The following is a 17,622-nucleotide window of genomic DNA, read 5'->3' as shown; positions in this document are numbered from 1 at the left end:
ACAGCATTTCGCACACTAAGTGGTTCCCGAGGGCAGCTTATGTTTAACGGCAAAACGATTTTAATTACCGGTGGCACTGGCTCATTTGGTCATAAATACACGCAAACATTGATCTCACGCTACAAGCCCAAAAAAATTATTATCTACTCGCGTGACGAGCTAAAACAGTACGAGATGCAACAAAAGTTTGACCACAGTTGCATGCGATACTTTATAGGCGATGTCAGAGATGAAAAACGTCTGGTCCGCGCTATGCACGGTGTCGACTTTGTCATCCATGCTGCTGCGTTAAAGCAGGTTCCGGCCGCCGAGTACAATCCTACCGAGTGTATTCGCACCAATATTAATGGCGCAGAAAACGTTATTAATGCGGCCATCGAAACTAATGTCGAAAAAGTAATTGCGCTGTCCACGGATAAAGCCGCCAACCCGGTGAATTTGTACGGTGCCACTAAATTGGCGTCGGATAAATTGTTTATTGCTGCTAACAATATGACAGGTGGCAGCCGGCCGCGTTTTTCGGTGGTGCGTTACGGCAATGTAGTTGGCTCACGCGGCTCGGTAGTGCCGTTTTTTCAACAGCTGATTGACAATAAACAAGACCATATTCCAATAACGCATGCCGACATGACGAGATTTTGGATAAGCCTGCAACAAGGCGTTGATTTTGTTTTGAAAAACTTTGAACGAATGTTGGGCGGCGAAATATTTGTGCCAAAAATCCCCTCCATTAGAATTGTTGATCTGGCTAAAGCTATGGCGCCAGATTTAGCGGTTAAAATCATTGGCATTCGCCCGGGTGAAAAATTACACGAAATGATGTGTCCCGGCGATATGTCTTATCATACCTTTGAATTTAATGACCATTTTGTTATTGCGCCGGCCATCAGATTCTTTAACCGCAGCAATGATTTTTCCAGCAATGCACTGAAGGAGCAAGGTAAATTAGTGGCTCCGGGATTTGAATATGTGTCGGACACTAACCCAGACTTTTTAACTGTTGAGCAAATGCGCCAGTTTAATCAGGAGGCAATGCTGTGATCCCCTACGGTCGCCAGCATATTAGCCAGGCAGATATTGATGCCGTCACTGACGTATTGCAAAGTGACTTTTTAACCCAAGGTCCGGCTGTGCCGGCGTTTGAGCAACGCTTATGCGAGATAACAACAGCTCAACATGCTGTCGCCGTAAACAGCGCGACTTCTGCGCTACATATTGCCTGTTTAGCGTTGGGTGTTGGTCCTGGCAGCCGGGTCTGGACGTCACCTATCAGTTTTGTCGCCTCAGCCAACTGTGCCCGTTATTGCGGTGCTGACGTTGACTTTGTCGATGTAGAGCCAGATAGCGGCAATATGGCGGTGGATAAGCTGAGACAAAAGCTGGAATTAGCACGCAACAACGATACTTTACCGCAAATTGTGATACCGGTGCATTTAGCGGGTGCCAGTTGCGATATGCAGCAAATACATTACCTGGCAAATGAGTTTGGCTTCAAGATTATTGAAGATGCATCCCATGCGGTAGGTGCCAGTTACCTGGATGAACCGGTGGGTAACTGCCGTTACAGCGACATCACCGTTTTTAGCTTTCATCCGGTAAAAATTATCACCACCGCCGAAGGTGGCATGGCGATGACCAACAGCGCTGAGCTGGCCGACAAATTGCGCCTGCTGCGTAGCCATGGTATCAGCCGCGACGAAAACCTGATGACTGAACCGACACATGGCGCCTGGTATTATCAGCAATTGCAGCTTGGCTTTAATTACCGTATGACAGATATGCAAGCGGCATTGGGCTTAAGCCAAAGCCAGCGATTGCTGCCAATCATCCAGAAACGCCAGCTACTAGCCGCGAGCTACAATCGTCTGCTGGCAGACTTACCATTGGGCTTGCCACAGCTTGATGACGTGAATATCAGTGCCTGGCACTTGTATCTGGTCCGGTTTGATGACAAAAGTAAACGCAAAGCGGTATTTGATGCGTTACGAGCAGCAGGTATTGGTGTAAATGTGCATTATATTCCAATCCATACCCAACCATATTATCAACAACTTGGGTTTGACTGGGGCGATTTCCCCGTTGCGGAAGATTTTTACGAGCGTATTGTTAGCTTACCGATGTTTCCTGAGCTGACGGCGGAGCAACAAAACTATGTTGTGCAGGAGCTGAGTAAAGTATTGCAATAACTTTGCTCAGCCCCAAATACCGTTTGAAGTGCCAACCGGACTAACCTTTCATTCTATAGTCTGGCCTTAACCAGATGGCATTTTCTGCCGTTGACGGTTCCAGACTGATAGGGTCATAAGTGCCCCGTCTTATCCGCCATTGCTTCTCTGTTTCGGAAGTTGTCGGCACTTTAATACCATTACCCAGCGCTTTTTCCAGAATTCGAATTTGCGCGATCATGTCGCTAAACTCGGCAAACGTCATGGCAAAAGGGTGGTCCGGCCCATTTAAACGCCGATCAAAAGTAACATGCTTTTCGATGTAACTAGCGCCCATTGCTACCGCAGCAATGGGTAACAGCGCCCCAGGGGTGTGATCAGAAATGCCAACTGCAGTACCAAATTCAGTTTGTAGCGTCGTCATCGCTTTAAGATTAATTTCGTCCCACACCGGAGGATAGTTACTGACACAGTGTAATAACACAATCTCCGGACAACCGGCATCAGTTAGTCGACGAACGGCTTTTTCAACATCCAATAAATCACTGGCGCCGGTAGACAAAATGACGCGTTTTTTAGTTGCGCCTACCTTATCAAGTAACGGAAAGAAAGCGATATCGCCAGAAGCAATTTTGTATTGCGAGACCTGCATACGTTCAAGCAGGTCAACCGCTTCCAGATAAAAAGGTGCGGAGAACAAGGCAATATCTTGCTGCTGTGCATAGCTAAATAACTCTGCATGAGCCTGATCGCTAAGCGGGTTGCAGTTAAAAATATTCCAGATTGGATAAGGCTGTACTGCACCATCAATTAACGTTTTAGGTGACATTAATTGTGGTTTAGTCAGCGTTTGCAGCTTTACCCAATCAGCCCCAGAGGCTTTACTGGCATCGATGTACTGCTTGGCAATATCGACACTACCGTTATGGTTTGAGCCTATTTCAGCAATTATTTGTACTGGTTTCATTTAGGAGTTCCAATAAGAATCGAATATCTGTTGTCTTGTCATCGCCAACCTATGCTTCGCATCAGCGTTCTGCTTAGCAAACATATAGTTATCTGCCCGTAGAATGATCATACTCAAGTACGCTTTTTCTATATCAGTTAGCGCCTGATCAGGCACAAATAACGTATCGTTCTGCTTAAACGGTTCAGCAATATTACACCAGACTAAATCAGCCGCTGCCGATAACATATGGTCTGGCTGATCGGCGGTCATCACCCGGGCTTCTACCAACGCAACTTGATGACCATTTACCTGATGAGCAGTGTTTTTTACTACACTGATATCGTCACCGTTTTCAGTTCGCGTCATTAAAATCCATGGTAAGAACTGTTGCACATTCTTTATCGGCCGGTTTAACGAAAGCATAAGCTGGATAAACGGAAAAGGCATGCCAGCATCATCCGCTAAAGAACTGTAACCCCACACCCTGGGGTTTAAATCCATCAGATAGAATTTCCCATCCGTATCTGAGCGTTTAAATTCTAAGTTGGCTACACCATGCCAATAAGGTAAAGCGGCCTCTAGTTTTAAGCCTAAGGCGCTCAGCTCATGTTCTGCCGTTGGCTCGCCAGCGGTAGCTGGCCCACCAAATTCATATAATGTTTTAACGCTACGGCTTTGAAACCGGGCCACAGCTTCGCCATTGTTCAGCACAACAGAATACATGTAATTAGAACCATCACCGCCAGGGATGTACTGCTGTGCCACCCAATCCGTTTTTAACGTTATCGCTAAAGCCAACTGCTTGAGTTCAGCAGCCGTTCGGATGATTTTTACGTCTCGTGCGCCATGACCAAAGCGCGGCTTTACTACAAAAGGCAATGGCCACTGCATTAAGCTGTCATGGGCTGTAGGCAGGTTTAAATCCAAGGTTTCTATCAGTGGAATATTAAGCTGCTTAGCCAACAGGTAAAGCTGATATTTATCTATGGTCTGGGCTAGCTTAGGGGCATCTGTTAGCGGAATTTTTACGCCTAAACGCTGCTCAAGTTCTAGTCTATGCTCAGAGAAATACAGTATTTCTTCTTCAATACACGGCAAAATCACGGCAATATTATGGGTTTTAATCAGTTCGGTCAGCGCCTTGTTATAGGCTGCCTTATCAGAACAAAACGGTAATTTTACTACCGGAAAACCTAACACTTCGTGTAAATTTTCACTGGCATCGGCCAAAATTAACTTGATGCCAGCGAATTTCATCAGGGCGCGAACGCTATTTTTCCCCGGCGGAGCACCAACTGCCGTCACTAACACATTAAGTTCAGAAACACCCAGCACATTTTTGCTATCAAACAACATAAGACAACTCCAGTAGCTTATTTGCCAACCGTTGCGCACCACTGGCAACATCTAATTTTGCACAACAGCGGGTTAACTTAGCACGAATACCGCTTGTCGGCTGCGACAGCAAAGCTTGTAGTTGCGCATCATCTTCTGCGTCTACCACGCAGCCAAGTGCAAGCAGTTGAGCTTGTATGTGCTGCTGATTGTCAACCAACACAATGCTAGCAGCCGGTATTTGCAGTGCAACTGCTTCCATTAAAGTGGTGCCTGATGCAACAATTGCCAGATCTGCAGCGGCAAGTAGTTCTGCATAATGTGACGGTGAACAATATAAACTGACATTGTGCAGTGTTTTACAGTGTTGCTGTAACGCCATCAGCGCCGGGTTCAGTTTGGTTGTTGCAATCGTAATGGCTTTGTCAGGGCTTACCGAACGGATTTTTTCAATAAAGTGCATTATCCAGCCTCTGTCATCTCCGGCACCAAAAGACAAAAATACCGTCTGTGCTTTTTCTACCTGATGCAGCGATTGCCGGTTAAATAATGGCGCGACAATAAAATACTCTAATCCGAAAAACTGCTTTATTGGCTGCGAAAAATGGCGCAATGCCGTCGCTGAGGCAAGCGTCTGGTTATAACTTATTAAAAATCCGCCTGAGAACACCCGCGGCACGTTAAACACAAACCGCCCCCACTCACCGCCGTACGCGGCCATGGAGTCATTAATCAGCTCGTCTGCTATGTAGCTGTCAACCAACACCACACGAGAACTGGCAGCAATGTGCTTTACCCAGTCGGACGGCCAGGCAGAAAATAGGTTGATACTGTGCCAAATCGCTGGCTTGATATGTTCGGAACAGTCTGCATCGCTAACTAACAGTAATTGGCATTTAACCTGCGCAGATAAATACTCAGCCAACACCTGGCAGCGCTTCAAATGCCCTAAGCCTATTTGCGTGCCAGCACTGATAATAAAGCTAATCATGTTACAGCACGGTGTTGCTGTAACAATTGATATTTCAATTCCGCTTGGGTCCAGTCTTCAGCAGTATCAATATCTTGAACCAGCATGCTTGGAATAATGATGGGTTCAAAGTCTGCCCCAACCAAGGGTTCATCAATTACCGGATGCTGTATTTTGCTCCAGTAAAACTGCGCCGCATCGTGGTACACCGCAGGCATGTCTTGCGAGCGCGAATGCCGATGCTGTGGAAACAATAGCTCCGCCTTGCCGGAACTAAATACGATGCCACGAAACGGGCTGTAATCAAACTGCGCCACCGAAAAGCAGTATTTTTTTTCCGAGTTCGCTAATTTATTAAAACCATCGACAATAGATGCGGCTTGCACAAAGGGTGCGGTGGCATAAATACAGCAGGTATAACTTATTGTTAAGCCCTGTCGTTCCAACATTTCACGGGTATGGTGCACCGCCACTCTGGCACTGGCATAATCATCCGCTAGCTCAGCGGGGCGCAAAAATGGCACCTGTGCACCATATTGAATAGCAACGTCGGCTATGTTTTCACTGTCGGTAGATACAATTATTTTGTCGAACAAACCAGATTCATGTGCTGCGGCAATCGAATAAGCAATAATGGGCTTGCCACAAAAAAGTTTTATATTTTTATTCGGTATGCGCTTGCTGCCCCCACGGGCCGGTATCACCGCAATTCTCATCTTAACTGACCTTTTCCAGCAAACCTGCTTGCAACAAAGTTGCCTGAGTATCCACCACTAATTGAAACGGAATTTCCAATCGCAGTGCAATATCAATGCTGTCGTGCTCGCCATCAGAATAAGCAATGATATTTCTTAAATTACGCACCTGCTTACCCACACCTTTTTGCGAGGTAGTAGGATACAAGCCGCGTTTGCCCAGTTGTGGCTCCCCCAAAACAGTGACCTTGCAACGCTGGTTAGCCTCGACAACTTCGATACAACGTTTTACAAACTCAAATCCGCCTTGCAGCCCTTGAGGTGAGACAAAATCCAGGTTATCCAGTGAGGTATGGTATTCCGGGTATTCGGCAAACTTTGTCCGCATTAAGGTAACTAATGGTAAATCAACACCAGGCGCACAATATTGACGTTCATCGCTACCTCGTTGTAAAAAACTGTACTTCCTGGCAGCTGGGAACTCATGATCAAGCACATATGCTGCGACTTTATCGGCCAGCGTATTACCCAACCGAGAATGCAACATGGAATAACTATTATCATCGCCAATACAGGTTAAGTTAAATCCGGCGACAACATGGCGTTTTAACTCGGGCAAATGCAGGCTTAAATAGGTTAACGAGCCAATGGTTTCGACGCCCCAGAACAAACGGTAACTGTACAAACGCGGCGCTTCTGCTAACCATTGAGCAATCGCTGCCATCACTAGTGGCCCTGACAACTCATTGTTTGCCATAGACGGATGACATAAATAACTCGACAGAAAAATTTCTTGCTCGGATTTTCCCGGAATAATTAACTCACCGTAATTTAATTCACCAGCGAAATGTTCACTGTCTATCCGCACGCGATATTCGTCGTCCTGCAAACTCAAGCGTTGTTGATGCGTAAGACAAAACCCCCAATTTCTAGCGTAGTAAGACGTCACATAAGGTATGGCATCGGGTTGCTCTGGTAGTGAGTACAAATGCGGTTGCAACTGGGCCAGGCTCAGTACCTCATCAATTGCGGTTGAATAGCCCAAAACGTGCAAGTTACAGCGTTTAAAATCTACAATGCGCTGGCCAGACTGTGTTTCGATGTAGGCCTCTGTGATACGCCATTCTTGTGGCACTTCCCAGTCAAACACCTGAGTACCACTGGGTACTGCCCTAACCGTTATGCCCGGCACTTGCTGGCTAAGATAAGCCAGAGAATCTCTCACGCCTTGTCCGGTAATGCTGCGGCACAACGGAAATAAGTCAGTCATCCACTGGTAAATTTTTTGGCCTACATGAGCTGATACAACCGTGGTGTTGACGTTACTCATACGACACTCGCTTAGAAATTTTGCGACTGATCAAAGTAATATTTGAACTCCAACAAATTATTTGAGGGATCAACCAGAAAAAAGGTTTTATGTGCTTCTTTTTTACCTTCAAAACGGACGAATAACGCTTTGTAAAGTGCCACGCCCGACTCTAATACCCGTTGATAAAACTCATCAAATGCCATTTCACAGGTAAAGGTTTGGCCATAATGGCGCGGATACATTTCTACTATCGGATCGACTTTTTCCGGACATAAATGGCACACGACCTGGTCGCCAAAGAAGTTTATCGATATACGGTCATCGTACATTCTGCCCTGACCAAACCCTAGCTGATCAACATAATAAGTTTTAGCTTCTGCCACATCTTTACAGGGAATGGCCAAATGGAAGATGGTATTTTTCATTACTTAAAGCTCTCCAGCGTATCAGAACGCAAGCCTAATCTTAATGTTTCAAGTGGTATAACGTCGGAAAAGGCAATATTACCCAAATTAACATCTGACCCGACGAGTTTGATAAAGTATGTCTGTAAACTTTTGTTCGGTGCCTCAAAAATCAGATCTTTAGCACTAACCCCGCCATTTAAAATTTCGTGGATCAGCCCAAATCGAATTTCACCGTTTGAACGGCATATACCACTTTGACCACTTTCTCTGGCTTCCGTAATACATTTTTGTGCCCCGGCAGCTAATTCCGATTGAATACATTTAATCCACTCTGCCGGATAAAAATCAGCAGACCGAGTCTGATCCTTGTAGCCAACTTCACTCATTACCGAGAATTTTTTTGCCGCCAGCTCAATATATTTCAGTTTTTCTGCATGAGGCAGCGCGACAGTGCCATCAGAAATTTCAACCCATTTCACCTGATTAGCACTAAAAAAATCAAACAACGCTTCGACTTTATTTTGCAACCAGGCTTTTTCAAACAAGGTACCGCCAAAGTAATAATCAATGCCATGTTGCTGCAAAATATCAATTTTTTGCGTGAGGTCCTTGGTTACCATACAGGTACCCCAACCTAACTTCACCATGTCGATATAGTTGCCGTGGCTTTCAATAAAATCTTTAAATTGTTGCGTCGGCGTGCCGGTATCGAGTATCGACGTAATGCCGTTTTTCCTTGGCTTAGCTTCTCTGGCAGGTAAATCTAAAAAGTTAGCATTCATAGCGCATTCTCCAGCATGATATGTCCATTTTCTTTACGAACTACCATTGGTTTAGCATCGTGATTAATTGTACAGGCCAATTCTAAATCCTTACCTGGGAAAGCAATTTGAGCTTTATCAAGGAAACGTTTAGCATTTGCCGAATGCTTTACCCGGTTAATAAAACTGTCTATATCCGTATTCTTGCCCGACAACACTGCCTGCATATACTCCGCACATGCCAGATCTTCGTCACTGCCATTACGGTCTGATGCAACCAGAACACACTCAGTAAATTTGTGCTGACAATGTTGTTTTATATAATTAATTACCGCATCAGCATCTCGGAATGATGCCACCAACACTTCACCGGCAGCCAACACGTTAAGCACCGCCTCTACTCCATTACTGGTACGTAATATTGGCGTTGCATTTGATGCTACCGGGCGATCACACAATTCTGCCGGCGAGTTACCATAGTCAAACCCAGCTATGGGTAAGCCCTTAATCTCACCAAGCAGCACCGGATGGCAAAGCTGCTGTTTTAGTTCAAAGGCCTCAGCTGCGGTGCGGCATAAATAAATACTATTGTGGCATTGCTCAGCTAAAAAGCTGGTGAGGGTAAAAGCCCGTAATACATCTATAACCACTACTAAAGATTGACTATTTACCGTTGTAGTATGGCCCGATGTTATTTTAATTTTCATTTTTTAACGGCAAGTCCGAATTTATCCAACGTTAGTATGTTGTCGGCAGCAGTTGTCAGAGACTTTAATGAATACGCATAAAATGTGTCGCCGCTAAGCTGGCCACGTAATGCTTGAGACGACGTTAAATTAGTAATCAGCGTAGACCAGTCGTTAACGAATTCATCATCCCCCAGTTTGCGCACAAACATAGTGGCCTTAGTTTCTGTCATGCGCTTTTCACCACTTAAACGCGCCAAGCCAGTAAATGTTTTGTGATAGCGATAAGGTACCTGATGCTGCTGCTCAACCCAATGAATTGCGGGGTTGCCCTTAAGTAAGGCGGGGCCATGACAAATAACATTAACGTCATCTTGTTGGCATAGATAATTCAAAAAGGACGCTTCGCCCCAGCTACTTTCACCATTAAAAGCCTGCACCTCGGCTGCTGACAAGCCATGCACAGCATACGAATAAATCGGATGCGCCGAACGATGCACATTGGGCATTTGGCGGAATATTTCGTTAATCATGCCGGTTTCACAGGCGGAAGTACTACTATCATAAGCACTACCCCGACAAAAGCTCCAATTAAATGTATTCATACAAATGATGGCATCGGGCCCGGCTTCGTCAATCAGCTGGGTTAATAGCTGTGGCACATGAGAAATCCCCCGCTTTAACACAGACGCCATACTGAGGATCAGGTAATTGACTTTATGCTGAGCAAAACCAAGTTGCTTTAAGGCTGTGATGTAAGCGCTAATTGCTTGCTGGTCCTGCGCTACTGCAACCGGCTTGGCACCTTCGTTATCGTACTGCAAAATACGCTGTACACCCGAAATGCTAGTTGCCTGCATTATCTCATCTGGCGTAAGTTTGCGTTTAATCGCTTGTTCCAGTTCAATACTAATTACAGTTTGCGCCAGGGAATCCCAGCCAGTAGTATTTCCCATTGCGGCGTCAGCACCTAAATCGGAAGGTTCTGTATTGAGTACTGCAGCAACTAGCGTGGCCGCATTATTGAACACCGGACGACATTCCACTTTATCCAGCGCAAGATCGGACGACATAAAGCCCTTGAGTGCTTTGCCAGCGGAAGAGCGCGGCAAAACATCCATCTGGTACAGATAACCCAGCATAGATATAGACCCGACAGCGTTATTTAACAAAGCTTGCAGCAATACAGCTTTAATATCATGCAGTGCTACACCCTCGAGCACAAGGTAAATATCCGCAACCTCACCGAAACTGGCCGAGCGCGCCGCCTTTGCCGCCACATCTTTGACAAAAGGCAACGCTGCCAACGCTAACTCAAGTGAGCGTAGTGACACATTTTCACCACAAAAGATAAAAATATCCTTTGCCCGCCCAGTGATTTCGAAATAGCCATCCTCATCAACAAAGCCTAGATCACCAGATCTGAACCAGCTGTCGGTTTCTGGTTGGCACTGGCCATCAATCAAATAACCCTGCATCAACCCCGCGCCACGATAAACCAGCTCTCCCTCTTGCCCTGCAGCCAAAAATTCGCCATTTTCAGCGCGTATTGCCGCCTCGAACCCGACCGGCAGTCCAATCTTGCCGGGTTTTCGAACTGCTGGCGGCATAGGATTGGCAAAAATTTGGCCGCTGGCTTCAGACATGCCCATTGTCTCAATCAGCGGCCGCTGTGTGTTCGCCTCAAACTGTTGAATAACATGGCGTAATAACGGCGCGGACGCACTGCGAAAAAATCGTACAGAGTTAACATCGCTAGTCGTTAAACTTTGTTCAACAAACTGATTGTAGTGAAACGGCACCGCTGACACCCAGCTAATAAGATGCTGCCGGATTACCGCTTTTACCCGTTCGACACTAAAATTATCGTCGTAAAAACAGACCTTACTTGAGGTAACCAGCGGAGTAATTAAGGTTGTGACAATACCATTAATGTGATTTAGCGGTAATAAACATAGCGCAAAATCACTGGCATTTATCTGCATTGCATTGCGGATATTTTCAGCACCTGCCAACAGATTGCCATAACTAAGCAAGACCCCTTTGGGCTTGCCGGTACTGCCTGATGTAAATATGACCAGCGCCGGCTGATTTTCCGCTGACGTTGGGCGCAGCGGCGCACCGCATTTGGGCACCACAGCACCCTGCTGCTTGTGCAGCACAGGTATATCGCGATATAGACTGCTAATATGACTACTTACCAACCCTGCGTCGGCCCAAATAACGCCATCGGCTGGTACCGTTGTTAAGTAACTCTGTTGCGTAGCAAGCGCGGTTTTACTATCAATAGGTACTAATACGTGGCCAAAGCGCCACACTGCATAATATGCGAGTAACAGCTCTGCCGAGACAGTACCGACAACATAAATGTAAGCGCCAGGTTTTAAGCTAGTTAGTGCCTCTTGATACTGCGCAGACTGCAAAAACAGATCCGCTGAGTCATAACGACCGCCTTTAGAGAAATGGAAAACCGCTGCTGATGTTTCGAGAAGCGATGGCAGCGTCATAACTTAATTCTTGGCGTCTGGTTGATGTTTGACATAATCACACTTTTTCTTCCAGTTTTCCGGAAAGTCATGCTTTATCTCGTGCAAAAATCGTTGCCAGACAGCAAAAGCCTGCCGAAACCACTGTAACGTCAATTCATCGCTCTGATAAGTAAAAAGTAGTGTAATAAGCGGGCAATGGAAATACAGTAAGGTCCCCTTAACGATATGAAAAATATGCGCATATTTCTTATTCTGATAGGCATAAACCACTCGCGCCTGAGCCTTTAGTATTTCTGCTGCCTCAGCCCGGGTCGAGTATTCCCGCTCACCAATATCGATAAGATAATTCACCAAACTGTCGAATTCGTCAAAACCTACTCTTTCGGCAATATCTTCTATAACCGCGTGGTCAAAAAACTCTCGCTTTATAAACTCAACGTAATAATCTTTTGCGTTAGGTAACAACGGTACAATAATATCTTCCGCTTCCAGCGCATGCGTATGGCGTAATTTGGCGCCGCTGCCAACATTATAAATATGGGTGTCGCGCATTTTGCTAAATAACAACTCAAGATAAAGTTTTGACGTTGCCATCAGGCTAGTTGCCATAACGTCTTGGCCTAAATTCCCCTCAAGACGATGCTTAGTACCTGACTTTGCTTTATATTTACCCTGATACTTTTCATCACGATAGATACTGTACTTAGAATGGCTATGATTGGTATCAATCGGGTAACCATTGTCTACGCCAAACAAGTAAATTTCTTTAAAACCAAAAGCCCATGCAAAAGCAGCTGCTGTATTAGCAACCAATGGCGAAGCAAAACCAAGAGAATATAAGACCTTTTGCGTGTTGCGATAATGCTCAAATTGCATAAAAAACGACGAGGCTTCCGGCCCCTTAAGACCCAAGCCACTCCACTTGTACAAGTCCAGCATATCTGGATAAATCACATCAACAGCCAGCAAATTGACTTTGGCGAGCGCCTCATGGTCAGCGGTGTCATACAACACCCGATAAGTATGCTTGGTGCGTTCGACCATAATATGAAAGTCTGGTGTTATGCCAGCTTTAATCAACGATTGTAAGCCGGTACCTGCAGCAAAAATAATTGCTCGGTCCTGGTACCGTCGTATTTCGTCAATGGATTCATCGAATGAGGGGCCATTTGCCACAATAAATAATGGGATATTTTTTAACTGCTTTGCTGCAAGTTTATTTCTGTTTAAAAAATGTGCCGATTTCTCAATATTGTGTACTGCATGTGCCAGCCCTGTCACAGCATCATTGTAAAAACCAAATCCGGATTGAAACTGATAAAAATTTTCGAAGAAATTCTTTATTAGTTTATTAATGTTCTCAGACGGATAGTGCTGATAACAAAAGCAATTAATAATGGAGAACGCCCCCACCTGGCTATTTAGCGCCACCAGCTTTTGTACAAAGTCTTCATAGGTAATACCGATTTGTAGGAACAGACTGGCATTCTGTTGATTCACTGTCTCGATGACAGCGCTCCAATCCAAACAATACAGGCTGGCAAAAAACAGCTCAAAATCCGGTTCGCAAATGTAAATATAATCAAAATGATGGTTTTCAAGCAACATTGGCACATGGTAGCCCAGCCCCAAACCAAACATCACACAGGTTGGAAAACGCTGCGGTAATGATTTAATTTCAGGCTCGGCGGTATCAGCTGTCAATTCGGCAATAGTGCTCGCCAGTTCATTCATATAACGAACGTGTAGCCTGGTATCAACTACCTCGGCATCCGGGCTTTTTTTATACAGACCCACCCTGCCGAAACTTGCCTTTTGCGTATACTTTTCAACCTGAGCTTGCGACTGCGCAATAGGATCTTCGGCATACAAAGGTACAGTTTCATTTTCCGGTATAAAATTACCCACACCGGTTGATGCCACCAATATTTTGAAATTTTTGCGCGGTTGGTAGTCTTTAACAGCTTTAGCTATATCTGGAAAATACTTTTCAAATGCTTGTAGGTTGTTGTCGAATCTTGTTTGGGATTGGCTAGCAAATTCGTGCTCACGTTGTTGTTGTTGCTGTAATGCAGAAAGTGCGCTTTGTGCCTGTTGCAGCAGCTGTTCTAGCTCAGTCATAAATTAATCTATCTGATAGGTTTTACTGATCTTATTACCTGACTTTACCCCAGCTAATTGGCTGATGCTATTCTTTATCTGCGCTCGTTCAGCATTAAGATTAGATAACAACGCGAAAAAATCTTCCGACAATTGTTGTAACCGCTTACCAGCCTCAGTATTTATAACAGGCAACTGGGCAAAAAGCGGCTGTAATTTTTTTTGCAAAAGCACGACATTGTGCATGGCCTCAATATACTGCTCTTGCGCAATCAGTTGTTTTATAGCTGTTAATTGCTGCTCGGCATGCTGCACATCAGCCAACATTAGCATGCACCACCGTGCGTTGTGCTTCGGCTTGTTGCTGAGCACTAAAGGGAATTTCGTCCCAGGCAGATTTAATTTGGCGAAACAAATCAGCCACTTCATCAATTGCAGCTGTAGTGTCTTTTTCAAGACTGGCATCAATTAATCTGTCAATCATATAGCTATAAAGTGCAAACAGATTTTGCCCCAGCTCTGGTGCTTGAGACTCGTCTAAACAAGAACGTAACGATTCAATAATTGCCGATGCTTTAGACACGGTCTTGGCTTTAGTCTCTAAATCTTTGCGCTGTACAGCACCTTTCGCTAAGGCTAAATTATCCATTACCCCTACCATCAACATTTTGATAACGACGTATGGCGATGCGTCGGCTAATTGAGTTTTTGTCGCACCTTTTTGATAGAAATTTAATTTAGCATTACTCATGATCGGTACTCCAAAAGTTAATTTTTATTACGGGTAAACCCAGGTAAATTAGCCAGTTGCTGGGTAATGTAAGAACCACTACTTTGCATTTGAGCAATCAGCACATCTAAATTTGCATATTTTGCTCGTAAGCCAGCCTCAAGCTGCGTCATTCTGTAGTCATGTGATAGCTTGTCATCTTCCAGTTGCCGCAAAGATTTATTCAGTGACTCTTCCCGGAATTTAAAACTACCTTTGCCCTCTAACTGCGTCTCGAGTAAGGTTTCAAAACCTTTTGCCAGCCCGCTATCGCCAGAGAAGAGTTTACCTACGTCGGCATAGTTGGACGTTAGCGCTTCATTTACGCTGCGCACCAAAGAAGATTTCTCCAGCTTGCCATCTTTAGTTAAACCGATGCCCACATCAAACAAGGTTTCAAAACCGCCAGCACCGGACACTACCGTCGACAATGTATTAGTTAGCTGATTCTTGAGACTGCGCATACCGGCGTCACCATACAGCGCCGCACCGGTTTTGGTGTGGTAATCCATGGTTCCGATAGCGTTGTTATAAGCGGTAATAAACTCATCCATCAGTTTTTCAACGCCGGTTTTATCATAGTCTACTGTCAGCTTTGCCGTCTCAGTGCCTTCACTGACCTTCTTCGCCGTAAACGTAAGGTCCTGTACCGCATCTTTAAAGATGTTCGTTGAACTGCTTATCGCAATACCATCAACTTCAATAATGGCATCCTGTGCCTGGTCGGCCGCTGCAATAGTCAGGCCTCCGGCGCCGCCGCCAAAAGCACTGGTCGAAATACTATCCAGCTCAGCAGTGTCATTGCTAATGGTTAAATCATTGCCAGTACCGCTTACATTTGACGTAATTACCAACTTTGATTCCGGCGTTACACCACCGGTATTGATAATGTTGACTGATACACCAAAATTGTCAGCTGAATCATTAATAGCCGCGCGAATCTCTTCCAGCGTGGCACCTGCGGCAACGTCAACCTCAAAACTTTTATCACCAGCAGCAATCGTCAGCTTACCGCCTGCGGCACTGACCACATCAGTCGGCGCAGTAAACGCAGCATTTGTGGTAGCTCGGCTACCTTGAGCTAATTGGTTAACTTTAATATTAAAGCTGCCAGGTGTAGCACTGCTGTTAGATGCAACTGATATAATTTCGCCAGAAGCTGGCTGCACCAAGGTGTTGCTGCGCTTGGTAAAGTTCTCCGGGTCGGCAAGTTTTTTAATAATGTCCTGCAATGCAGATAACGAAGACTTAACCGCGCCAAGACCAGAAAGTTGCACGGTAAAGCGGGTTTTTGAGGCTTCAAAGCGCTTCATGCGCGGCAAATCTTCAGCGTTGACGGTCGCCTGGATGATACTTTCAAGATCTAATCCTGACCCTACGCCAGCTGAAGTAATGATTGCCATAGTCGCTTGCTCCTGTGTAACTTATCAGGCTTGAAAATTAATTAACGCGCCTGCCTTAGTTAAATTATCGGCCATTTCGCTGAAAGCTTTAGCCACTTTTACCAAATCTTGTGACGGTATTTCGCGAATAAGTTCATTGCTGGTTTTATCAATAACTTTGATCACTGGCGGATCGCCAAGTTCATCAAACTCGAACACCAGACGGGTGTTAGTAATTGGAATAACTTTATTAATCTGCTCCAACGTTTGCCGGATTTGATTACTGTCAAAAGTTATTGCCGCTACCGTATCTTCTGCTAATTCCGTTACGGATTTTACCATTGAATCAGAGTTTTTTACGTCATCAACATCATCAATTTTTCGTTGCTGATTTAATACTGATTCCGTTTGCCCAATTTTGGCATTAGCTGAATTTGCAGTTGCCGGCTTTTCCAGCGCCAAATCTACCAGGCGGTTATCTTTAATAGCTAGAGTGTCCACTGACATAAAACCTCCGGATGAAAGCCGTTGGCCAGCATTACGCTGGCCAACTGATTATAGCTTATCCTAACAGTGACAGTGCTACCTGCGGACGCTGATTTGCCTGCGCCAAAATAGTAGTACTGGCTTGTTGCAGGATCTGGTTACGCGTTAATGCTGCAGTTTCTGCGGCAAAGTCGGCATCCTGGATCCGGCTACGTGCACCTGATAAGTTTTCAGCAATGTTCGATTGGTTACGAATCGTTGACTGGAAACGGTTTTGCACCGCACCCAGCTCTGCACGCTTTTTATCTACTACTGCTATTAAGGCATCCATACCGGCCATAACGGCCTGAGCATTAACCTGGTTTGATACCGTAATACCTGTTTTTGTGAATACGCTGGCAAAATCAAAGTTAGTCGCATCACCGCCAGTGCCGACATCACTTAAGCCTTCCAGATTCGTCGCAAGCGCTTTGCCTGTTACAATACTGGCTACAGCTGCAATACCGGATAACGTAAAGCCACCTTGGTCAGACATAATGCCTTCTGCAGTACCGACCGATTTCATGCTGAAACCAATCGTTTGTACAGCATCAGCACCTACCTGGAAGTCAGCTTTGTAGGTACCGTCCAGCAGGTTTTGACCACCAAAGGTGGTGTCTTTAGCAACACGGTTAACCTCGGTCATTAGTGAACGGATTTCTTCCTGAATTGCTAAACGGTCTTCACCGGTATTCGAGCCGTTTGCCGCTTGCTGCGCCAGGGTACGAACACGTTGAAACATTGAGGTTACTTCTTCTAACGCGCCTTCTGCAGTTTGCGCCAGTGAAATACCATCATTCGCATTACGTATACCCTGGTTAAGACCATTAATCTGACCAGACAAGCGATTGGTAATTTGTAAACCAGCAGAGTCATCTGCTGCGCTGTTGATGCGTAAACCGGAAGATAAACGTTTAAAAGAGGTATCCAGTGCATTACCGCTGTTCATCAGCTGACGCTGACCGTTTAACGAGCTTACGTTAGTATTGACATATAAAGCCATATGTAGCCTCCAAGATTTAATATTACTGCTTTGGTATCAGTGATTACCCCATCCCTGATACTAAACAGCTTAAG

At 45.2% G+C, this 17,622-nt stretch carries 17 protein-coding genes; 2 read left to right on the top strand and 15 right to left on the bottom strand.

The features are described 5' to 3' along the window. The first annotated feature begins 39 nt into the window (after nt 1-39). Both pseB and pseC read left to right on the top strand, forming a co-directional pair. Complete coding sequence (gene pseB, locus I4W93_RS01310; RefSeq protein ID WP_205310233.1) at nt 40-1,041, top strand: UDP-N-acetylglucosamine 4,6-dehydratase (inverting); 1,002 nt, start codon at nt 40-42, stop codon at nt 1,039-1,041. Next, nucleotides 1,038-2,186 (top strand): UDP-4-amino-4,6-dideoxy-N-acetyl-beta-L-altrosamine transaminase, encoded by a 1,149-nt coding sequence (pseC, locus tag I4W93_RS01305; protein ID WP_205310234.1) that lies wholly within the window; start codon nt 1,038-1,040, stop codon nt 2,184-2,186. The genes pseB and pseC overlap by 4 nt, the downstream gene beginning before the upstream one ends. A gap of 40 nt (nt 2,187-2,226) precedes the next feature. Here the strand turns inward: pseC and I4W93_RS01300 are convergent, their stop codons facing one another. From I4W93_RS01300 to I4W93_RS01230, 15 genes are read right to left on the bottom strand one after another with little or no spacing between them, the layout of a single operon-like run. After that, nucleotides 2,227-3,132 carry an N-acetylneuraminate synthase family protein gene (locus I4W93_RS01300; RefSeq protein ID WP_205310235.1) on the bottom strand — a complete coding sequence of 302 codons (906 nt, stop codon included), beginning with the start codon at nt 3,130-3,132 and terminating at the stop codon, nt 2,227-2,229. After that, nucleotides 3,133-4,470: an ATP-grasp domain-containing protein gene (locus I4W93_RS01295; RefSeq protein WP_205310236.1), complete on the bottom strand. Its 1,338-nt coding sequence runs from the start codon at nt 4,468-4,470 to the stop codon at nt 3,133-3,135. Then, nucleotides 4,460-5,440 (bottom strand): hypothetical protein, encoded by a 981-nt coding sequence (locus I4W93_RS01290; protein ID WP_205310237.1) that lies wholly within the window; start codon nt 5,438-5,440, stop codon nt 4,460-4,462. The genes I4W93_RS01295 and I4W93_RS01290 overlap by 11 nt, the downstream gene beginning before the upstream one ends. Further along, on the bottom strand, nt 5,437-6,135 hold the full coding sequence (gene pseF / locus I4W93_RS01285) for a pseudaminic acid cytidylyltransferase (protein WP_205310238.1): 699 nt from the start codon (nt 6,133-6,135) through the stop codon (nt 5,437-5,439). Before pseF ends, I4W93_RS01290 begins: the two co-directional genes overlap by 4 nt. A gap of 1 nt (nt 6,136) precedes the next feature. After that, entirely contained in the window at nt 6,137-7,444 is a 1,308-nt protein-coding gene (locus I4W93_RS01280; RefSeq protein ID WP_205310239.1) for a DUF4910 domain-containing protein, read from the bottom strand. An 11-nt stretch (nt 7,445-7,455) separates the two neighbouring features. Further along, nucleotides 7,456-7,851, bottom strand: a complete 396-nt coding sequence (locus I4W93_RS01275) for a VOC family protein (protein ID WP_205310240.1) — start codon at nt 7,849-7,851, stop codon at nt 7,456-7,458. Then, nucleotides 7,851-8,615, bottom strand: coding sequence for a phosphosulfolactate synthase (locus tag I4W93_RS01270; protein WP_205310241.1), 765 nt, complete (start codon nt 8,613-8,615; stop codon nt 7,851-7,853). The genes I4W93_RS01275 and I4W93_RS01270 overlap by 1 nt, the downstream gene beginning before the upstream one ends. Next, nucleotides 8,612-9,301, bottom strand: a complete 690-nt coding sequence (locus I4W93_RS01265; RefSeq protein WP_205310242.1) for a 2-phosphosulfolactate phosphatase — start codon at nt 9,299-9,301, stop codon at nt 8,612-8,614. The genes I4W93_RS01270 and I4W93_RS01265 overlap by 4 nt, the downstream gene beginning before the upstream one ends. Then, the gene (locus I4W93_RS01260) at nt 9,298-11,787 is read right to left on the bottom strand and encodes an AMP-binding protein (protein ID WP_205310243.1); all 2,490 of its coding nucleotides are present in this window, start codon (nt 11,785-11,787) and stop codon (nt 9,298-9,300) included. Before I4W93_RS01260 ends, I4W93_RS01265 begins: the two co-directional genes overlap by 4 nt. A gap of 3 nt (nt 11,788-11,790) precedes the next feature. Further along, the gene (locus I4W93_RS01255) at nt 11,791-13,890 is read right to left on the bottom strand and encodes a motility associated factor glycosyltransferase family protein (protein ID WP_205310244.1); all 2,100 of its coding nucleotides are present in this window, start codon (nt 13,888-13,890) and stop codon (nt 11,791-11,793) included. A 3-nt stretch (nt 13,891-13,893) separates the two neighbouring features. After that, nucleotides 13,894-14,202: a hypothetical protein gene (locus tag I4W93_RS01250; protein WP_205310245.1), complete on the bottom strand. Its 309-nt coding sequence runs from the start codon at nt 14,200-14,202 to the stop codon at nt 13,894-13,896. After that, complete coding sequence (gene fliS, locus I4W93_RS01245) at nt 14,186-14,620, bottom strand: flagellar export chaperone FliS (protein ID WP_205310246.1); 435 nt, start codon at nt 14,618-14,620, stop codon at nt 14,186-14,188. The genes I4W93_RS01250 and fliS overlap by 17 nt, the downstream gene beginning before the upstream one ends. 17 nt (nt 14,621-14,637) lie before the next feature. Beyond that, nucleotides 14,638-16,041: a flagellar filament capping protein FliD gene (fliD, locus tag I4W93_RS01240; RefSeq protein WP_205310247.1), complete on the bottom strand. Its 1,404-nt coding sequence runs from the start codon at nt 16,039-16,041 to the stop codon at nt 14,638-14,640. A 24-nt stretch (nt 16,042-16,065) separates the two neighbouring features. Next, on the bottom strand, nt 16,066-16,527 hold the full coding sequence (locus tag I4W93_RS01235; RefSeq protein ID WP_205310248.1) for a flagellar protein FlaG: 462 nt from the start codon (nt 16,525-16,527) through the stop codon (nt 16,066-16,068). A 55-nt stretch (nt 16,528-16,582) separates the two neighbouring features. Then, nucleotides 16,583-17,548, bottom strand: coding sequence for a flagellin N-terminal helical domain-containing protein (locus tag I4W93_RS01230; protein ID WP_205310249.1), 966 nt, complete (start codon nt 17,546-17,548; stop codon nt 16,583-16,585). Nucleotides 17,549-17,622: the final 74 nt, after the last annotated feature.

This window comes from Rheinheimera maricola, assembly GCF_016918075.2.
GTDB classification, from domain to species: domain Bacteria; phylum Pseudomonadota; class Gammaproteobacteria; order Enterobacterales; family Alteromonadaceae; genus Alishewanella; species Alishewanella maricola_A.
The sequence above is the reverse complement of the archived record's forward strand: the minus strand, read 5'-3'. Positions and strand labels throughout refer to the sequence as shown.

Bases quoted from the DNA above. Each gene is read 5' to 3' on its own strand.
- pseB (WP_205310233.1), top strand. From the start codon at position 40: ATGTTTAACGGCAAAACGATTTTAATTACCGGTGGCACTGGCTCATTT.
- I4W93_RS01300 (WP_205310235.1), bottom strand. From the start codon at position 3,132: ATGAAACCAGTACAAATAATTGCTGAAATAGGCTCAAACCATAACGGT.
- I4W93_RS01295 (WP_205310236.1), bottom strand. From the start codon at position 4,470: ATGTTGTTTGATAGCAAAAATGTGCTGGGTGTTTCTGAACTTAATGTG.
- I4W93_RS01290 (WP_205310237.1), bottom strand. From the start codon at position 5,440: ATGATTAGCTTTATTATCAGTGCTGGCACGCAAATAGGCTTAGGGCAT.
- pseF (WP_205310238.1), bottom strand. From the start codon at position 6,135: ATGAGAATTGCGGTGATACCGGCCCGTGGGGGCAGCAAGCGCATACCG.
- I4W93_RS01280 (WP_205310239.1), bottom strand. From the start codon at position 7,444: ATGAGTAACGTCAACACCACGGTTGTATCAGCTCATGTAGGCCAAAAA.
- I4W93_RS01275 (WP_205310240.1), bottom strand. From the start codon at position 7,851: ATGAAAAATACCATCTTCCATTTGGCCATTCCCTGTAAAGATGTGGCA.
- I4W93_RS01270 (WP_205310241.1), bottom strand. From the start codon at position 8,615: ATGAATGCTAACTTTTTAGATTTACCTGCCAGAGAAGCTAAGCCAAGG.
- I4W93_RS01265 (WP_205310242.1), bottom strand. From the start codon at position 9,301: ATGAAAATTAAAATAACATCGGGCCATACTACAACGGTAAATAGTCAA.
- I4W93_RS01260 (WP_205310243.1), bottom strand. From the start codon at position 11,787: ATGACGCTGCCATCGCTTCTCGAAACATCAGCAGCGGTTTTCCATTTC.
- I4W93_RS01255 (WP_205310244.1), bottom strand. From the start codon at position 13,890: ATGACTGAGCTAGAACAGCTGCTGCAACAGGCACAAAGCGCACTTTCT.
- I4W93_RS01250 (WP_205310245.1), bottom strand. From the start codon at position 14,202: ATGCTAATGTTGGCTGATGTGCAGCATGCCGAGCAGCAATTAACAGCT.
- fliS (WP_205310246.1), bottom strand. From the start codon at position 14,620: ATGAGTAATGCTAAATTAAATTTCTATCAAAAAGGTGCGACAAAAACT.
- fliD (WP_205310247.1), bottom strand. From the start codon at position 16,041: ATGGCAATCATTACTTCAGCTGGCGTAGGGTCAGGATTAGATCTTGAA.
- I4W93_RS01235 (WP_205310248.1), bottom strand. From the start codon at position 16,527: ATGTCAGTGGACACTCTAGCTATTAAAGATAACCGCCTGGTAGATTTG.
- I4W93_RS01230 (WP_205310249.1), bottom strand. From the start codon at position 17,548: ATGGCTTTATATGTCAATACTAACGTAAGCTCGTTAAACGGTCAGCGT.